Raw genomic sequence first — 16,410 nt, 5'->3', positions numbered from 1 at the left:
CCGGGCGGGCGTTCGCCGCGCGGCGCGGCGGCCGAGGTCGCGGGCGGCGCGGGGTCGTCCGGGCGGTTCCGTCCGGGCCGTTCCGTTCGGGCCGTTCCGTTCGGGCCGTTCCGTTCGGGCCGTTCCGTTCGGGCGGGCGGTCCGCGGCGGTGCGTGCGCGCGTGCGGCGGGGCGGCGCCCGGGAGTCCGGCGCGGCGAGGCGACGAGGAGAGGGAGAGCGGGTGTCCGACACACCGGTGCAGACGTCGGCGACGGTCCTGACGGTCCGCCAGGTGCAGGACTACCACGCGATGACGCTGGTCGCCCCGGCCGTCGCCGAGCGGTTCCGGCCCGGCCAGTTCATCGCGGTCGCCGTGGGCGGCCGGCAGACGGCCCGGCTCGTCCGCCGCTGCTTCGGGGTGCACGAGGTCAAGTCCGACTACGGCGGCACGGTCGAGGTCGTGTTCGCCGACACCGAGCCCGGCACCGGGTGGCTCGCCGGGCTGCGCGCCCGCGACCAGCTCGACCTCCTCGGCCCGCTCGGGCGCCCGTTCCGGCTGCCCCGCGACCCGGTGAACTGCCTGCTGGCCGGCGGCGGGCCCGGCGGCGCGGTGCTGTTCGCGCTCGCCGACTCGCTGCTGCGGCGCGGCTGCCGCGTCCATTTCGTCCTCGGCGGCCCGTCCGCCCGGCAGGTGTTCGGGTCGCGGATGGCGCAGCGCATCGGCGACAGCGCCACCGTCGTCACGGCGGACGGGACGCTCGGCGACCGGGGGACCGTCGGGGACGTGCTGCCCCGCGTCATCGACGAGACGGCCGCGGACGTCGTCTACGGGTGCGGCCCCACCGACCTGCTCCGCTCGGTCACCCGGATCGCCGGGGACTTCGGGCTGCCGTCCCAGGTGTCGGTCGAGGAGTTCATGCAGCGGACGGGCGCGTGCGGCACCGGCGTGTGCATGACGTGCGTCCTGCCCGTCCACGGCGACGACGGCGTCACCCGCATGGCGCGCGCCTGCGCGGACGGGCCCGTCCTGCGCGGCGACCGCGTCCGGTGGGGCGACCTCGGCACCATCCCGTTCGACGCGCTCGGCGCGCCGCGCGTCCTGTCGCCCGGGGCGCGCGGCGTCACGGAAGGGAGCGAGCGGTGAGCGACCGGCTGTGGACCTCGATCGGCCCGCTGGGACTGCCCAATCCCGTCCTGACCGCGTCCGGGTGCGGCGGAACGGGACGTGAACTGTCCCAGTTCTTCGAACTGTCCCGGCTTGGCGCGTTCGTCACGACGTCTGTGATGCCCCAAGCGCGCGCGGGACGGCCCACGCCGCGCGTGGCCGAGACCCCGAGCGGGCTCCTCACCGCCATGGGGCTCCCGGGGCCCGGCATCGAGACGTTCCTCGAACACGACCTGCCGTGGCTCATCGAGCAGGACGTCCGCACGATCGTGTCCGTCGCGGGGAACAGCGTCGAGGAGTACGGCGACCTGTCGCGGCGGCTGCGCGGCGTGCCCGGGGTCGCCGCGATCGAGGTCAACCTCGCCGCCCCGAACGCGGGCGACCGCGGCGGGACGTTCGGGCGGCACCCGGCGGCCGCCGCGGCGGTCGTCCGCGCCGTCCGCGACCACGCGCGCTCCGGCGTCCCGGTCCTGGCGAAGCTCGCCCCGGACGCCACCGACATCGTCACCATCGCGCTGGCGTGCGTCGACGCGGGCGCGGACGGGCTCACGCTGATCAACACCATGGAGGGCATGGCGATCGACCCGCAGACGCTGCGGCCCGCCCTCACCGGCGTGTCCGGCGGGCTGTCGGGCCCGGCGATCCGCCCGGTCGCGGTCCGCTGCGTCTACCAGGTGCACGCCGCGCTGCCGCGCACCCCGATCGTCGGCGTCGGCGGCATCGCCACCGGCCTGGACGCCCTGGAGTTCGTCCTCGCCGGGGCGTCGGCGGTCGCCGTCGGCACCGCCCTGTTCCACGATCCCACGGCCGGCCCCCGCGTCCTGCGCGAACTCGACGAGGCCCTCGCGGCCCGCGGGATCGGGAGCCTCGCCGACGCCGTCGGGCTGGCCCACCGGCCCGCCGGATACGTGCCGCCGCAGGTGCGGCCGGACGAGCCCGAGAAGGAGAGAACGTGACCGCCGCCCCCATCGCCGTCGCGCTGGACGCGCCCGACCTGGAGACGGCCGCGCGCTGGGCCACCCTGGTCACGCCGCACGTCTCCACCGTCAAGGTCGGCCTGGAGCTGTACCTGAGGTACGGCCCGGACGTCGTCGCGAGCGTCCGGGGCGCCAGCCGCGTGCAGGTGTTCCTGGACCTCAAGCTCCACGACATCCCCGCGACCGTGCGGGGCGCGGCCCGCGCCGTGGCGCGGCTCAAGCCGTCCTTCCTCACCGTGCACGCCGCGGGCGGGCCCGCGATGATCCGGGAGGCGGTGGAGGCCGCCCCCGCCACCAAGATCGCGGCGGTGACCGTGCTGACGTCCCTCGGCGACGCCGACCTCGCCCTGCTCGGCGTCGAGGGGCCCGCCCCGGACGCCGTCCGCCGCCTCGCCGTCCTGGCCGTCGAGGCGGGCGCGCAGGCGCTGGTGTGCTCGCCGCAGGAGGCCGCCGCCGTGCGCGCCGAGGTCGGGCCGGAGATCACGCTCATCACGCCCGGGGTGCGCCCCGCGGGCGCCGAGGTCCAGGACCAGGCCCGCGTCGCGACGCCCGGGGAGGCCCTCGCCGCGGGCGCGGACCTGCTCGTCGTCGGCCGTCCCATCACCGGCGCCCCGGACCCGGGCGCGGCGGCCGCCGCCCTGGCCGCCGCCCTCCGCCGCACCTCCGCCGAGGGCCCCGCCACCCCGTCCTGACCCCGACGCCGGGGTCCGGGGAAGGGGACGGTGGGCAGGTCTCAAGGGCGGCCGTGCCGTCCTCTTGACACCTCGCCGGTCATGGGGCGGGTCATGGCGGCACCGTCCGGGTGAGATGTCTCATCTGCCGTCTTCGCGGGCATCTGGGGGAAGCTTCCGGATGTGACCCCGGATGCGGTGCACCGGCCCTGACGTGCGAAGATACTGGCCGGGTGGTGCTCGGAGGCGCCGGGCGAGGCTTCGCCGCGCTTCCTTCCGGGGCGCCCGGGCGGTCGCCCTGACCGTCGGTGAGTCACGCGGCCGGTCATGACCGGCGGGCGTTCGGCTTTATGGGGCGGGGGAGGTCCGTATGGCGAGATTTGCTTTGCGAGCCGGATTTAGGATCGCGTGCAGTGGGCGCTCAGTTGGGCGGCCCTGATCACTCATTGTGGTTTTAGGCGGGCACGCGAATGCCGACCCCCGGACTTCCACAATGCGATACACGTGAACGTCCCGGTGTTCACGAACGGGTCTCGAGGGAGCGTTTCCCGTGCGGCGGAACGCGTTCGGCCCGCCGGGCGGGCGCGGGGCCGTGGACGGGCGCGGGGGCGCGCCGGCGGACGGGGGAGCGGGGAGCGATGTGCGGGCGGGGGGCCTCCGGGTTGGGAACGATCTTGGCGGGCGGGTGTTGTCGAGGATGGCAGTTGCGCGACCGCCGCGACGTGCGGAACGGTGCGGCGTGACGAGCGTCACTCGGTCGGGACGTCTTGTGGGGAGGTTCACACCGCCCGTTCCGCGGGGGTTCCGGACGACCGCGGGAACGGTCCGCCGGCGCGCCGCGGCCCCCGGCGCGGACGCCCGGGACGCCCCGCCGGGCGGTACCTTCTGCCGCGGACCGGGGCCGAATGGGGGGTTTTTCACGATCTTCCGAAAGTCCCAGCAAGGTGCAGGGGTCGGCTTCCGGACCGTCCAAGTTGTGTACACTCTGTATTGAGGACACTCCGGGGAGTGATTTTCGTGATTTTGTGGTGGGCTAAACGGCACTTCACGTTGCCTTATGGGGCAACAACTCGCTAGTTTCCCAACCCGTCCGACTCCGTCGAGTGGAAACCTGAGGTGACCCGGCGTGGCTCTTCCGCCCCTAACCCCCGAACAGCGCGCCGCAGCCCTGGAGAAGGCTGCCAAGGCCCGCAAGGAGCGGGCCGAGGTTAAGAACCGGCTCAAGCACGGGGGAACCTCGCTCGCCGAGGTTCTCAAGGAGGGTCAGACCGACGACGTCATCGGGAAGATGAAGGTGTCGGCCCTCCTGGAATCGCTGCCCGGTGTGGGCAAGGTCCGTGCGAAGCAGATCATGGAGCGCCTGGGCATCGCCGAGTCCCGCCGCGTGCGGGGCCTCGGCGCCAACCAGCGCGCCTCCCTGGAGCGTGAGTTCGGCGGAAGTGCGAACCGCTGACGCGCGACTCACGGACGGGCGCGGCGGTCCCACCGCCGCGGCCGGCTCCGGGCCGCCCGGAAACGGGGCGCCGGGCACCGGGTCGACCGGTGCCGGGCTCCCCGGCGGGCTCCCCGGGGCGGGCACCATCCCGCCCGACTCCGGCGCACCCATGACTGCGCCGGACGGCTCCCCAACGCACGGTCCGCTCGCCCGGCGGCTGACGGTCCTCTCCGGACCGTCGGGCGTCGGCAAGAGCACGGTCGTCGCCGAGATCCGGCGCTCGCACCCCCGGGTGTGGCTGTCGGTCTCGGTGACCACCCGGGCCCCCCGCCCGGGCGAGACCCACGGCGTGCAGTACTTCTTCGTCGACGACGCCGGTTTCGACCGGCTCGTCGACGAGGGAGAGCTGCTCGAATGGGCGGAGTTCGCCGGGAACCGGTACGGCACCCCCCGCAGGCCCGTCGAGGAGCGGCTCGCCCGCGGCGAGCCCGTCCTGCTGGAGATCGACCTGCAGGGCGCCCGCCAGGTGCGGCAGAGCATGCCGCAGGCGCAGCTGGTGTTCCTCGCGCCCCCCTCCTGGGAGGAGCTCGTCCGCCGCCTCACCGGCCGCGGCACCGAGCCCCCCGAGGTGATCGAACGGCGCCTGGACGCCGCCCGCGTCGAGCTCGCCGCCGAGAAGGAGTTCGACGTCACGCTCGTGAACACGTCCGTACGGGACGTGTGCTCCGAGCTGCTAGCCTTGATGGCTGTTCAATGACCGAAGTCCGCCCACCGGCGGACACGGCCCGCACCCTAGTGGAAGGCCACGGAGTGGCAGCCAGCAGCGAAGGCATCACCAACCCGTCGATCGACGAGCTCCTCGAGGTCGTCGACACCAAGTACGGCCTCGTGAGCATCGCGGCCAAGCGCGCCCGGCAGATCAACGCCTACTACGCCCAGCTCGGCGAGGGCCTGCTGGAGTACGTCGGCCCGCTCGTCGAGACCCAGGTCCAGGAGAAGCCCCTGTCGATCGCGCTCCGCGAGACGCGCGAGGGCCTGCTCAACGCCGAGCCCATCGAGGGCTGAGACCCCCGGGCCGCTCGCAGCCGGACCGGCGGCGCGGCCCGAACGGACCGGGTGCCGCGCCTGGGAGCGTGAACCGGGCCGGTGAGCCGGGAGAGTGACAGCATGACCACCGGTAAGCCCCGCGTCGTCCTCGGAGTCGGCGCGGGCATCGCCGCGTACAAGGTGTGCGAGCTGCTGCGGCGGCTCACCGAATCGGGCCACGACGTGCGCGTCGTGCCCACGGCGGACGCGCTGCGCTTCGTCGGCGAGCCCACCTGGGCGGCGCTGTCGGGGCACCCCGTCTCCCCGGACGTCTGGGACGGCGTCGCCGGCGTCCCGCACGTCCGGCTCGGGCAGACCGCCGACCTGGTGTTCGTCGCGCCCGCCACCGCCGACCTGCTCGCCCGCGCCGCGCACGGCCTGGCCGACGACCTGCTCACCAACACCCTCCTCACCGCCCGCTGCCCGGTGGTGTTCGCGCCCGCGATGCACACCGAGATGTGGGAGCACCCCGCCACCCGCGACAACGTCGCGACGCTGCGGGCCCGCGGCGCGATCGTCGTCGAGCCCGCCTCCGGGCGGCTCACCGGCGCCGACACCGGTCCCGGCCGGCTGCCCGACCCCGCCGAGCTGTTCGAGGTCGCCCGCCGCGTCCTCGCGCGCGGCGACCGCGAGCGGGGCGAATCCGCGCGCGACCTCGCCGGGCGGCACGTCGTCGTCTCCGCCGGCGGGACGCGCGAGGCGATCGACCCCGTCCGGTTCATCGGCAACCGCTCGTCCGGCCTCCAGGGGTACGCGCTCGCCCGCACCGCCGTCGCGCGGGGCGCCCGCGTGACGGTGGTCGCCGCCAACGTCGCCCTGCCGGACCCGGCGGGCGCCCGCGTCGTGCCCGTGGGATCCGCGGAGGAGATGCGCACGGCCGTCCTGGAGGCCGCCGGGGACGCCGACGCGGTCGTGATGGCCGCCGCCGTGGCCGACTTCCGGCCCGCCGCCTACCGCGGCTCGAAGATCAAGAAGACGCCGGACGGCGAACCGGAGCCGATCGCGCTGGTGAAGAACCCCGACATCCTGGCCGAAATCGGCGAGCACCGCCGTCCCGGCCAGGTGATCGTCGGGTTCGCGGCCGAGACCGACGACGTCCTCGCCAACGGCCGGGCCAAGCTCGCCCGCAAGCGCAGCGACCTGCTGGTCGTCAACCAGGTCGGCGAGCGGCTCGGGTTCGGGACGCCCGACAACGCGGCGGTCGTGCTCGGCGCGGACGGCTCCCGCACCGACGTCCCGCGCGGAGCCAAGGAGGAGCTCGCCGACACGGTGTGGGACCTCGTCGCCGCCCGCCTGAAACCTCGATCCTGATCGATCCGGTTAGACTGCTGGGACCCTCGGGTCGCCCGGGCGAGGCGACCCCCGCCGAACCGAAGTACCATCCGTCCTGCGACGTCAGTCAGCAGCCGCTGCAAGGAGTTCACGTACGTGTCTCGCCGCCTGTTCACCTCCGAGTCCGTCACCGAAGGACACCCGGACAAGATCGCGGACCAGATCAGTGACGCGATCCTCGACTCGATGCTCAAGGACGACCCGAAGAGCCGGGTCGCCGTCGAGACCATGATCACGACCGGCCAGGTGCACGTCGCCGGCGAGGTCACCACCGAGACCTACGTGGACATCCCGAGCATCATCCGGGAGAAGATCCTCGAGATCGGCTACGACTCGTCCAAGAAGGGCTTCGACGGCCACTCCTGCGGCGTGTCGGTGTCCATCGGCGCCCAGTCGCCCGACATTGCGCAGGGCGTCGACGACGCCTACGAGACCCGCGCCGGCGACGACCGCGACAAGCGCGGCGACGAGCTGGACAAGCAGGGCGCGGGCGACCAGGGCCTGATGTTCGGCTACGCCACCAACGAGACCCCCGAGCTGATGCCGCTGCCGATCACGCTGGCGCACCGGCTCGCGCAGCGGCTGTCGGCCGTCCGCAAGGAGGGCACCGTCCCCTACCTGCGTCCCGACGGCAAGACGCAGGTCACCATCGAGTACGACGGCGACCGCGGCGTCCGCCTCGACACCGTCGTCGTGTCGTCGCAGCACGCCCCCGACATCGACCTCAAGGAGCTCCTGACGCCCGACGTCAAGGAGCACGTGGTCGACCCGGTGCTGGCCGCGTTCGAGCTGGACACCGACGGCTACCGGCTGCTGGTGAACCCGACCGGCCGCTTCGAGATCGGCGGCCCGATGGGCGACGCCGGCCTCACCGGCCGCAAGATCATCGTGGACACCTACGGCGGCATGGCCCGGCACGGCGGCGGCGCGTTCTCCGGCAAGGACCCGTCCAAGGTCGACCGCTCGGCCGCGTACGCGATGCGCTGGGTCGCCAAGAACATCGTGGCCGCCGGGCTCGCCGACCGCGCCGAGGTCCAGGTCGCCTACGCGATCGGCAAGGCGCACCCGGTCGGCGTGTTCGTGGAGACCTTCGGCACGGAGAAGGTCGACCCGGACAAGATCGAGAAGGCCGTCGACGAGGTCTTCGACCTCCGTCCGGGCGCGATCGTCCGCGACCTCGACCTGCTCCGCCCGATCTACTCGCAGACGGCCGCTTACGGCCACTTCGGCCGGTCCGAGCCCGACTTCTCCTGGGAGTCCACGGACCGCGCGAAGGCCCTGGCCTCCGCCGCCGGACTCTGACGGACCGCACCGGGCCCCGGGCGCACCGCGCGCCCGGGGCCTTCGGCATGCCCCGGGAGGCGCCGCTCGGGGCGGGCGGTTCAGGAGGGGCGGTTCAGGAGGGGCAGCGCGTGCCGTGGCCCAGCGCGCCGTACCGTGCCGCGAGCGTGTAGCGGCCCGCCGCCGGGACGTCCAGCCGCACGAAGCGGCCCTCGCGGCGCAGGCACGCGCCGCCGTCGACGTCCAGCCACGGGGACCAGGCGACGCGCACCGGCACCGACCCGGCCGCCGGCATGTCGACGGCGAGCCCGCCCGCCTCCAGCCGCGCCACCGCGCCGGGCGCGCCCACCAGCGGGGTGGCGTGCCGCACGCGGAACAGGCGCCAATGCTCGTCGCGCCACACCTCCGCCAGGTACGCCGGTTCCGACCGGACGAGCGCCGCCTCCTCCTCGGCGGCCCAGTCGACCTCCTGCGCGGGCAGCACGACCCACTTGACCGCCCACTCGTGCAGCCAGTCGCGGTACGACTCGGCGGTGAGCGCGCCCTCCTCGTAGAACAGCCCGTGGCGCTCGGCGTCCACCTGCCGGTTCCAGCCGCGCGCCAGGACGAAATCGCGGGCCAGGCCCGACGACTCCCAGTGCGATCGCAGCGGCACGACCTCGATGCGGCTCTCGTCCGCGTCCAGGGCCTCCAGTTCGGCGACGAGGCCGCGCGCGTGGCCCGCGGCGCGCGCCGCGGGCTCGGTGTGGACGAGGTCGTCCACGGGTTTCACGACCTGCCAGGCGGCCGTCACGACGAACGCCAGGGACAGCGCCGCCACCCGGACCCGGCCCCGCGCGCCCCCGACCGCCACCAGCAGGAACATGCCGCCGAACAGCAGCGCCAGCCGTTCCACGTTGCTGCCCACCGGCGACGGGACCAGCCAGGTCAGCAGGATCCCGGTGAGGTACACGCCGGCGGCGAGCCGGACGAACCGCCAGGTCGCGGGCGCGCAGAACAGGATCGCGAGGACGCTCGCCAGCGTGGGGAGCACGATCGCGTCGAACGAGATCGGCTGCACCCCGCCGAACGGGAACAGCACGCTGGTCGTCCCGGACACCACGGGCAGCCCGATCCCGACGGCGGCGGCGGCGCGGAACCGCCGGGTCAGCGCCAGCGTGCCCGACAGGACCAGCAGGAACAGTCCCGCGACGGGGCTCGCCAGGGACGCGAGCAGGCTGCACGCGACCATCCCGGCGCCCCGCCGCGCGGGCGTGCCGCGCCGCGTGAACGCCAGGGCGGCCGCCGCGAGCGCGAACGTCAGGCCGAGCCCGAACGTCGTGCGTCCGGAGGCGCTGTTGCAGGCCAGCGCGAACGCCGCCCACACCGCCGCGGGCAGCGCGACCGGCGCGCGGAACCGCACGAGCAGGTGCGCGGTCAGCGCGGCCGACAGGACGCCCGTCACGGTGGCGACCGTCCGGATCCCGAACAGCGCCATGACGTACGGGGAGATGACGCTGTAGGAGACGGGATGCATCCCGCCGTACCAGGAGAAGCTGTACGCGGCGCCGGGATGCTCGGCGGCGAAGTCCGTCCAGGCGGCCTGCGCGGCGAGGTCGCCGCCCTCCGTGGCCAGGAACAGCGCCCAGACGAGGTGCAGGACGGCGGCGGTCAGCGCCGCCGCGGTCACCGGATGCCGCGGGCTCGCGTACCGGCGCCACCCGGACGCCGGCGGCGCGGGACGGGCCGGCCGCGCGTCCCCGGCCGGGGCCTCCGGCCGCCCGGGCGCTCGCGCGACGCTCACGAGACCTGCGGGGACATGGTGAACGAACAGGGCACGGGAGGCATCCGCCAATGATTCACGGTTCCGGTACCCGGCACAAAACGGCCCGCCCCCGCCGGCCCGCGACTCTCGCGACTCGTCCGCGGGCGAGGCGGGCGCGATGGCGTCGGGTGGTCGGGGGCGTCTGATAGGACGGGGGCGTGACCAAGGCAGCCGGGGAAGACAGCGGGGGCGCGGACCTGATCCCCGGGCTCGCCGATCTCCCGCGCGCGCCGGCCAAGGACGGCGACGAGAAGAAGCCGGGGAAGAAACCGGCGCAGAAGCCGAAGAAGGGCGCCAAGGTCCCCGCGGAGGAGCTGCCGGTCGCGCGGGTCGCCGTCGACATCCCGCTGCCGCACCTCGACCGGCCGTTCGACTACCTGGTGCCCGCCGGGCTCGCCGCGCAGGCGGTGCCCGGGTGCCGGGTGCGGGTCCGGTTCCGGGGGCAGCTCGTGGACGGCCTGCTGCTCGAGCGCGTCGCCGAGAGCGACCACGAGGGCGCCCTGATGTACGTGGAACGGGTCACCTCGCCCGAGCCGGTGCTCACCCCGCAGATCGCCGCGCTGGCGCGGGAGGTCGCCGACCGGTACGCCGGGACGTTCGCGGACGTCGTGCGGCTCGCCGTCCCGCCGCGGCACGCCCGGGTCGAGGCGGAGGAACCGCCGGCTCCGCCGCCCCCGCCGGAGGGTGACGCGGGCCCGGGCCCCTGGGCCGAGTACCCGGCCGGGCCGTCGTTCCTGGCCGCGCTCGCCGAGGGGCGGGCGCCGCGCGCGGTCTGGACGGCGCTGCCCGGCCCCCGCTGGACGGACGCGATCGCGCGGGCCGCCGCGACGGCGCTGCGGGCCGGGCGAGGCGCGCTGGTCGTGCTGGCGGACGGCCGCGACGTCGCCCGCGTGGACGCGGCGCTGACCCGGGAGCTGGGGGAGGGCCGCCATGTCGCCCTCACCGCCGAGACCGGGCCCGCCGAGCGGTACCGCAGGTGGCTGGCGGTCCTGCGCGGCACGGCGCGCGCGGTGGTCGGGACGCGCGCGGCGATGTTCGCGCCCGTCGCCGACCTCGGCCTCGTGGTGCTGTGGGACGACGGCGACGACGTGCACGCCGAGCCGCACGCGCCCTATCCGCATCCGCGCGAGGTGCTGGCGCTGCGGGCGCACCGGTCGGGCGCGGCGGCGCTGATCGGCGGTTTCACCCGCACGACCGAGGCGGCCCGGCTGGTCGAGACGGGGTGGGCGCACGCGCTCGCCCCCGACCGGGCGCGGATCCGGCAGGTCATGCCGCGCGTCCGGTACGTGGGGGAGGAGGCGGAGCTGGCCCGGGACGCCGCCGCCCGGACGGCGCGGCTGCCGAACATGGCGTTCCAGGCGGCCCGGCGCGCGCTGGACGACGGTCCGGTGCTGGTGCAGGTGCCGAGGCGCGGGTACGTGCCGGGGCTGGCGTGCGTCCGGTGCCGGACGCCCGCGCGGTGCGCGGCGTGCCAGGGGCCGCTGGCGCTGCCGTCGTCGCACGCCGCCCCCTACTGCCGGTGGTGCGGCCGGATCGCGGGCGACTGGCGGTGCGCGGAGTGCCGGTCCGCGCGGCTGCGCGCGATGGTCGTGGGGGCGAAGCGGACGGCCGAGGAGCTGGGCCGCGCGTTCCCGGGGGTGCCGGTGCGCACGTCGGGGCGGGACGCGATCCTCGACCGGGTCGGCCCGGAGCGGGCCCTGGTGGTGGCGACGCCGGGCGCCGAGCCGCCCGCCGAGGACGGTTTCACGGCCGCGCTGCTGCTGGACGGCTGGGTCCTGCTGGGCCGCCCGGACCTGCGGGCCGCCGAGGAGGCGCTGCGCCGGTGGATGAACGCGGCGGCGCTCGTCCGTCCCGGCGGGGCGGTGGTCGTGGGGGCGGACGGGACGCTGCCGCCGGTGCAGGCGCTCGTCCGGTGGGACCCGGTGACGTTCGCGGAACGGGAACTGGCCGAGCGGCGCGAGGCGGGGTTCCCGCCGGCGGTGCGGATGGCGTCGCTGACCGGCGCGCCCGCCGCGATCCGCGAGCTCCTGGCCGACGCCCGCCTGCCGGACGGCGCGGAGGTGCTGGGCCCGGTTCCCGTCCCGCAGCCGCCCGGCGCGCAGCGGGCCGAGGCGGCCGAGCGGGAGCGCGCGCTCGTCCGCGTCCCGCCGCGCGACGGCCCGGCGCTGGCGCGCGCGCTGAAGGAGGCCAGGGGCGTTCGCAGTGCGCGGAAAGCGGCGGAGGCCGTACGCGTCGAGATCGACCCCCTGGAGCTGATCTGACCAATAGGGTGCTCTGGTGGCCGATAACTGGGTGGAGTCGACCGACCGCGACCTGCGGCGGTGGGCGGACGAGCGCGGAGAGAAGCTCGACGGGCAGGGCACGCGCATCCTGCTGGAGCTGATGCGGGACGAGCTGGGCCTGCCGGGCCCCGGGGAACTGACCCCCGAGCGGCTCCGGAGCCTCCTGCTGGAGGTGTTCCCCGAGGCGGTCGTCGCGGCCGCCGACGACGTCCCGACCGTGCTCGCGGCGCTGCGCGGCGTCGTCGCGTACCTGCGCGACTCCGGGGCGGTCACCGCGCCGGACGCGGCCGCGCTGGAGACCGAGATCGACCGGGTCGCGCCCGAGTTCACCGAGATCGTCGGGGACTTCGACGCCGCCGAGCAGCAGGCCGCCGCGGAGGTCGTCGCGGGGCTGATGCGGTCCGACGGCGTCGCCATGGACGATCAGGAGGCCGTCGAGAACTGGGTGCGGGACTTCGAGAACCTCCCGGAGGAGGAGCGGTTCGCCCGCACCGAGGAGTACCTGCGGGAGGTCGAGGAGCGCGTCGTCCCGCCCGTCCGGATCGCGCCGGAGGCGGAGCTGGCCGCGGCGGCGCGCGCGTCCCGGCTCACCGCGGCGGTCGTCGCGCTGGCCGAGTGGACGGGCGAGCGGGAGCTGACCGAGCACGAGACCCTGACCGACGCCGACGCCGCGGAGGCCCGCCGCGTCCTCGGCCTGACGGACCCGGACGGCGGGCCCGGCGGCGGCGCCGAGGGCGAGCTGGAGCGGCTCTGGTGGGCCGCCGCGGCCGCCGAGGCGATCGAGGTCGAGGACGGCCGGGCGGCGCCCGGCCCCGCGCTGGCGGGCCTGCGGTCCGCCGACGACGCCGCGCTGCTGGCCGCGTGGCTGCCGCTGTTCGACGCCGTCGCGGTGCCCGAGCACGACTACGAGGACGGGCTCGACGCCGCCGAGCTGGTGCAGAACGCGCTGACGGGCGTCCTGATCCACCTGTACGAGCAGGACGAGCCGACCCCGCCGGACGAGCTCGTCGCCGCGATGATCGACCACATCGGGGAGCAGTACGTGGTCGAGGAGGAGGGCGCGGCCATGTCGCGGCTCCTCGCCGACGCGTTCCGCCGGGAGCTGGACGTCCTGGCGGAGTGGGGGATCATCGAACCGGCGGGGGACGCGGGCGGCCGCGCGCTGACGCCGCTCGCGGTCTGGGCCGTCCGGGAGCTGCTGGTGGCCGACGGGTTCCTGGCGCCGGTCGTCGGCGACCTGGCGGGCGCGACGGCGGCCGAGCTGGTCGCGGGCCTCGTCTGGCACCGCCCCGACACCGCGGACGAGGAGATCGGCGGCTGGCTGGACGGCCGGGACGCCGCCGCGGCCGCCGCGGAGCTCCTCGACGTGATGCGGACCGGCGGCCCGGGCGCCCGCAGCCTCGCCGCCGCCGTCCTGCAGCGCATCGGCGCGGACGCCGCGCCCGTCGTGCGCGCGGCGGCCGGGCACCCGCTGGTCGCCCCGTACGCCGCGATGTGGCTGGCGGCCGCGGGCGACCCGGAGGGCCGGGAGCTGACCCGCGGCGAGTACCTGTGGGTGTTCGTCGACACCGTCGCGGGGATGATGGAGACCGCCGACGCCGCCGAGGCCGTCGAGGCCGCGCTCGCCGACGTCGCGGCGGACGCCGACATGGCGGCGATGGTGGACGAGCTGTGGCGCGTCGAGCACCCGGATCTCGTCGAGGTGCTGGAGGCCCTCGGGGACCACCACCCCGACCGGCTCGTCGCCAAGACCGCGCGCACCGCCGCCTACAAGGCGCGATCCGCCTGACGCCTCCGTAAACTGGACGGCACGTCCCACGATCGAGCGTTCGACCCCGCAGGAAACGGAGCCCTCCTTGGCCGTCAAGCCCATCCGCCTCTTCGGCGATCCCGTGCTGCGCACTCCCGCCGAGCCGGTGAGGGACTTCGACAAGGAGCTGCGCAAGCTCGTCAAGGACCTCACCGACACGATGATCGACGCACCCGGGGTGGGGCTGGCCGCGCCGCAGCTCGGCGTCGGCCTGCGCGTGTTCACCTACTACGTGGACGACCGCCTCGGGCACGTCGTCAACCCGACCCTCGACCTGTCGGACGAGCAGGAGACCGACGACGAGGGCTGCCTGTCGCTGCCCGGCCTGGCGTTCCCGACGCCGCGCGCCGTGGGGGTCGTCGCGAAGGGCTTCAACATGCACGGGGAGCCGATCACGCTGGAGGGCACGCACCTGCTGGCGCGCTGCGTCCAGCACGAGACCGACCACCTGGACGGCGTGATCTTCATCGACCGGATGGACCCGGAGCAGCGCAAGGCCGCGATGAAGGCGATCCGCGAGGCCGAGTGGTTCGGCGACCCGGCCCCGGTCGTGAAGGAGTCGCCGCACCGCACGTTCGGGAAGGCGCTGTGATGGCGCTCGCCCGTTCCGCGGCGCGGCGCGCGGGCGCCGCCGGGGAGCTGGACCGATGAGGCTCGTCTTCGCCGGGACGCCCGACACGGCGCTGCCGTCGCTGGACGCGCTGCTGGCCTCCGACCACGAGGTCGCCGCCGTCGTCACCCGCCCGGACGGGCGCGCGGGCCGGGGCCGCCGCGTCGCCGCGAGCCCCGTGGCGCTGCGCGCCGCGGAGGCCGGGATCGAGGTGCTCAAGCCGGCGAAGGCCCGCGACCCCGAGTTCCTCGACCGGCTGCGGGAGATCGCCCCCGACTGCTGCCCGGTCGTCGCCTACGGGGCGCTGCTGCCCCGCGAGGCCCTCGACGTCCCCCGGCACGGCTGGGTGAACCTGCACTTCTCGCTGCTGCCCGCGTGGCGCGGCGCGGCGCCCGTCCAGCGCGCCATCCTGCACGGCGACGACGTGACGGGCGCGGCCACGTTCCAGATCGAGGAGGGGCTCGACACCGGCCCCGTCTACGGGGTGCTGACCGAGCCGATCCGGCCGGACGACACCTCCGGCGCCCTGCTCGGGCGCCTCGCCGCCGCGGGCGCGGGCCTGCTGCTGGACACCATGAACGGCATCGAGGCCGGGGTGCTGGAGGCGCGGCCGCAGCCGGCCGAGGGCGTCTCGCACGCCGCGAAGCTCACCCCCGAGGACGCCCGCGTCGACTGGGCGTCCCCCGCGCGGCACGTCGACCGGCTCGTCCGGGCGTGCACGCCCGCGCCGGGCGCGTGGACGGAGTTCCGGGACGCGCGGCTGAAGCTCGGGCCGGTCCGCCCGGCGCCGCCGGACGCCGAGCCGCTGCCCCCGGGGCGGCTGCGCGCCGGCAAGAAGGAGGTGCTGGCCGGGACGGCCACGCACCCCGTCGTCCTCGGCGAGGTCCAGCCGCCCGGCAAGCGGCCCATGCCCGCCGCCGACTGGGCGCGCGGGGCCGGCATCACCGGTGAGGACGTGCTGCGCTGATGCCGCACTCCACCCGCGGGCACGGCGGAAACCGGGGCGACCGCGGCCGGGGCGGCGGCGCCGGCCGGCGTCCCGGCGGTCCGCGCCGCACCGGGCGCCCGCAGGACCTCGTCCGCCGCACCGCGTTCGACGTCATCCGCGCCGTCGAGACCCGGGACGCCTACGCCAACCTGCTGCTGCCCGCCCGGCTCCGCGACCGCGAGCTGACCGGCCGCGACGCCGCGCTCGCCACCGAGCTGACCTACGGGACGCTGCGCGGTCGCGGCACCTACGACGCCGTCCTGGCGCTGTGCAGCGACCGCGAGCTGCGCCGCATCGACGCCCCGCTGCTGGACGTCCTGCGGCTCGGCGCCCACCAGATCCTCGCCACCCGCATCCCGCCGCACGCCGCCGTCGGCACAACCGTGGAGCTGGCGCGCTCGGTCGCCGGGCCCGGGCAGGCGAAGTTCGCCAACGCGGTGCTCCGCAAGGTCGCCGGGCGCGACCTCGACGCCTGGCTCGCGATCATCGCGCCGCCCGACGCGGAGCCGGTGACGCGGCTGTCGGTCGCGCACAGCCACCCGAAGTGGATCGTGTCGGCGCTGCGCGACGCCGTGGGCCAGGCCGAGATCGAGGACCTGCTCGCCGCCGACAACGCCCGCCCGCGGGTGACGCTCGTCGCCCGCCCCGGCCGCGCCACCGTCGGCGAACTGGTCGATGCGGGCGCCGAACCCGCCCCGTACTCGCCGCACGGCGCCGTCCTGCCCGACGGCGACCCGGCCGCCGTCGCCGCCGTCCGGGAGGGCCGCGCCGCCGTCCAGGACGAGGCCAGCCAGCTCGTCGCCCTCGCGCTCACCGAGGTCCCGGTGGACGGGCGGGACGCGCGCTGGGCCGACGTCTGCGCGGGGCCCGGCGGCAAGGCGGGCCTGCTGTCGGCGATCGCGACGCGGCGGGACGCGCGGCTCGTCGCCGCCGACGTCCAGCCGCACCGGGCGGGCCTGGTGCGCGGCGCCGTGGACGGCCGGGCCGGG

The 16,410-nt window shown here is 75.9% G+C and carries 14 protein-coding genes; 13 read left to right on the top strand and 1 reads right to left on the bottom strand.

All coding sequences use genetic code 11. The features are described 5' to 3' along the window. Nucleotides 1-221: 221 nt before the first annotated feature. The 8 genes from ACFQ11_RS33720 to metK all read left to right on the top strand — a co-directional run bounded on the left by ACFQ11_RS33720 (nt 222) and on the right by metK (nt 7,948). Nucleotides 222-1,124: an iron-sulfur cluster-binding protein gene (locus ACFQ11_RS33720; protein WP_378306235.1), complete on the top strand. Its 903-nt coding sequence runs from the start codon at nt 222-224 to the stop codon at nt 1,122-1,124. Then, nucleotides 1,121-2,101: a dihydroorotate dehydrogenase gene (locus ACFQ11_RS33715; protein WP_378306233.1), complete on the top strand. Its 981-nt coding sequence runs from the start codon at nt 1,121-1,123 to the stop codon at nt 2,099-2,101. The genes ACFQ11_RS33720 and ACFQ11_RS33715 overlap by 4 nt, the downstream gene beginning before the upstream one ends. Continuing rightward, nucleotides 2,098-2,814 (top strand): orotidine-5'-phosphate decarboxylase, encoded by a 717-nt coding sequence (pyrF, locus tag ACFQ11_RS33710; protein WP_378306230.1) that lies wholly within the window; start codon nt 2,098-2,100, stop codon nt 2,812-2,814. Before ACFQ11_RS33715 ends, pyrF begins: the two co-directional genes overlap by 4 nt. Nucleotides 2,815-3,919: 1,105 nt before the next feature. Next, nucleotides 3,920-4,246: an integration host factor, actinobacterial type gene (gene mihF, locus ACFQ11_RS33705; RefSeq protein ID WP_151016644.1), complete on the top strand. Its 327-nt coding sequence runs from the start codon at nt 3,920-3,922 to the stop codon at nt 4,244-4,246. Nucleotides 4,247-4,373: 127 nt separating this feature from the next. Further along, nucleotides 4,374-4,985, top strand: a complete 612-nt coding sequence (gene gmk, locus ACFQ11_RS33700; RefSeq protein ID WP_378306237.1) for a guanylate kinase — start codon at nt 4,374-4,376, stop codon at nt 4,983-4,985. Between the two features lie 53 nt (nt 4,986-5,038). Further along, nucleotides 5,039-5,293, top strand: coding sequence for a DNA-directed RNA polymerase subunit omega (rpoZ, locus tag ACFQ11_RS33695; RefSeq protein WP_026405772.1), 255 nt, complete (start codon nt 5,039-5,041; stop codon nt 5,291-5,293). A gap of 102 nt (nt 5,294-5,395) precedes the next feature. Continuing rightward, nucleotides 5,396-6,625 carry a bifunctional phosphopantothenoylcysteine decarboxylase/phosphopantothenate--cysteine ligase CoaBC gene (gene coaBC / locus ACFQ11_RS33690; RefSeq protein ID WP_378306227.1) on the top strand — a complete coding sequence of 410 codons (1,230 nt, stop codon included), beginning with the start codon at nt 5,396-5,398 and terminating at the stop codon, nt 6,623-6,625. Between the two features lie 117 nt (nt 6,626-6,742). Beyond that, on the top strand, nt 6,743-7,948 hold the full coding sequence (gene metK, locus ACFQ11_RS33685; protein ID WP_378306225.1) for a methionine adenosyltransferase: 1,206 nt from the start codon (nt 6,743-6,745) through the stop codon (nt 7,946-7,948). Nucleotides 7,949-8,042: 94 nt separating this feature from the next. Here the strand turns inward: metK and ACFQ11_RS33680 are convergent, their stop codons facing one another. Further along, complete coding sequence (locus ACFQ11_RS33680) at nt 8,043-9,710, bottom strand: MFS transporter (RefSeq protein ID WP_378306223.1); 1,668 nt, start codon at nt 9,708-9,710, stop codon at nt 8,043-8,045. Between the two features lie 179 nt (nt 9,711-9,889). On the opposite strand from ACFQ11_RS33680, the gene ACFQ11_RS33675 reads away from it, so the two are divergent. The 5 genes from ACFQ11_RS33675 to ACFQ11_RS33655 form a co-directional block, all read left to right on the top strand. Then, the gene (locus ACFQ11_RS33675; RefSeq protein WP_378306220.1) at nt 9,890-11,992 is read left to right on the top strand and encodes a primosomal protein N'; all 2,103 of its coding nucleotides are present in this window, start codon (nt 9,890-9,892) and stop codon (nt 11,990-11,992) included. A gap of 16 nt (nt 11,993-12,008) precedes the next feature. Then, nucleotides 12,009-13,802, top strand: coding sequence for a hypothetical protein (locus tag ACFQ11_RS33670; RefSeq protein WP_378306218.1), 1,794 nt, complete (start codon nt 12,009-12,011; stop codon nt 13,800-13,802). A gap of 67 nt (nt 13,803-13,869) precedes the next feature. Then, nucleotides 13,870-14,415, top strand: a complete 546-nt coding sequence (gene def, locus ACFQ11_RS33665) for a peptide deformylase (RefSeq protein WP_378306215.1) — start codon at nt 13,870-13,872, stop codon at nt 14,413-14,415. Between the two features lie 55 nt (nt 14,416-14,470). Then, the gene (gene fmt / locus ACFQ11_RS33660; RefSeq protein WP_378306213.1) at nt 14,471-15,400 is read left to right on the top strand and encodes a methionyl-tRNA formyltransferase; all 930 of its coding nucleotides are present in this window, start codon (nt 14,471-14,473) and stop codon (nt 15,398-15,400) included. Then, nucleotides 15,400-16,410, top strand: a 1,011-nt coding sequence (locus ACFQ11_RS33655) for a transcription antitermination factor NusB (RefSeq protein ID WP_378306211.1), incomplete at its 3' end; no start/stop codon positions are given. The genes fmt and ACFQ11_RS33655, both read left to right, overlap by 1 nt.

This window comes from Actinomadura sediminis (genome assembly GCF_042675525.1).
Classification (GTDB): Bacteria; Actinomycetota; Actinomycetes; order Streptosporangiales; family Streptosporangiaceae; genus Spirillospora; species Spirillospora sediminis.
The sequence above is the reverse complement of the archived record's forward strand: the minus strand, read 5'-3'. Positions and strand labels throughout refer to the sequence as shown.

Coding starts and splice junctions, on each gene's coding strand:
- coaBC (WP_378306227.1), top strand. CDS start 5,396: ATGACCACCGGTAAGCCCCGCGTCGTCCTCGGAGTCGGCGCGGGCATC.
- fmt (WP_378306213.1), top strand. CDS start 14,471: ATGAGGCTCGTCTTCGCCGGGACGCCCGACACGGCGCTGCCGTCGCTG.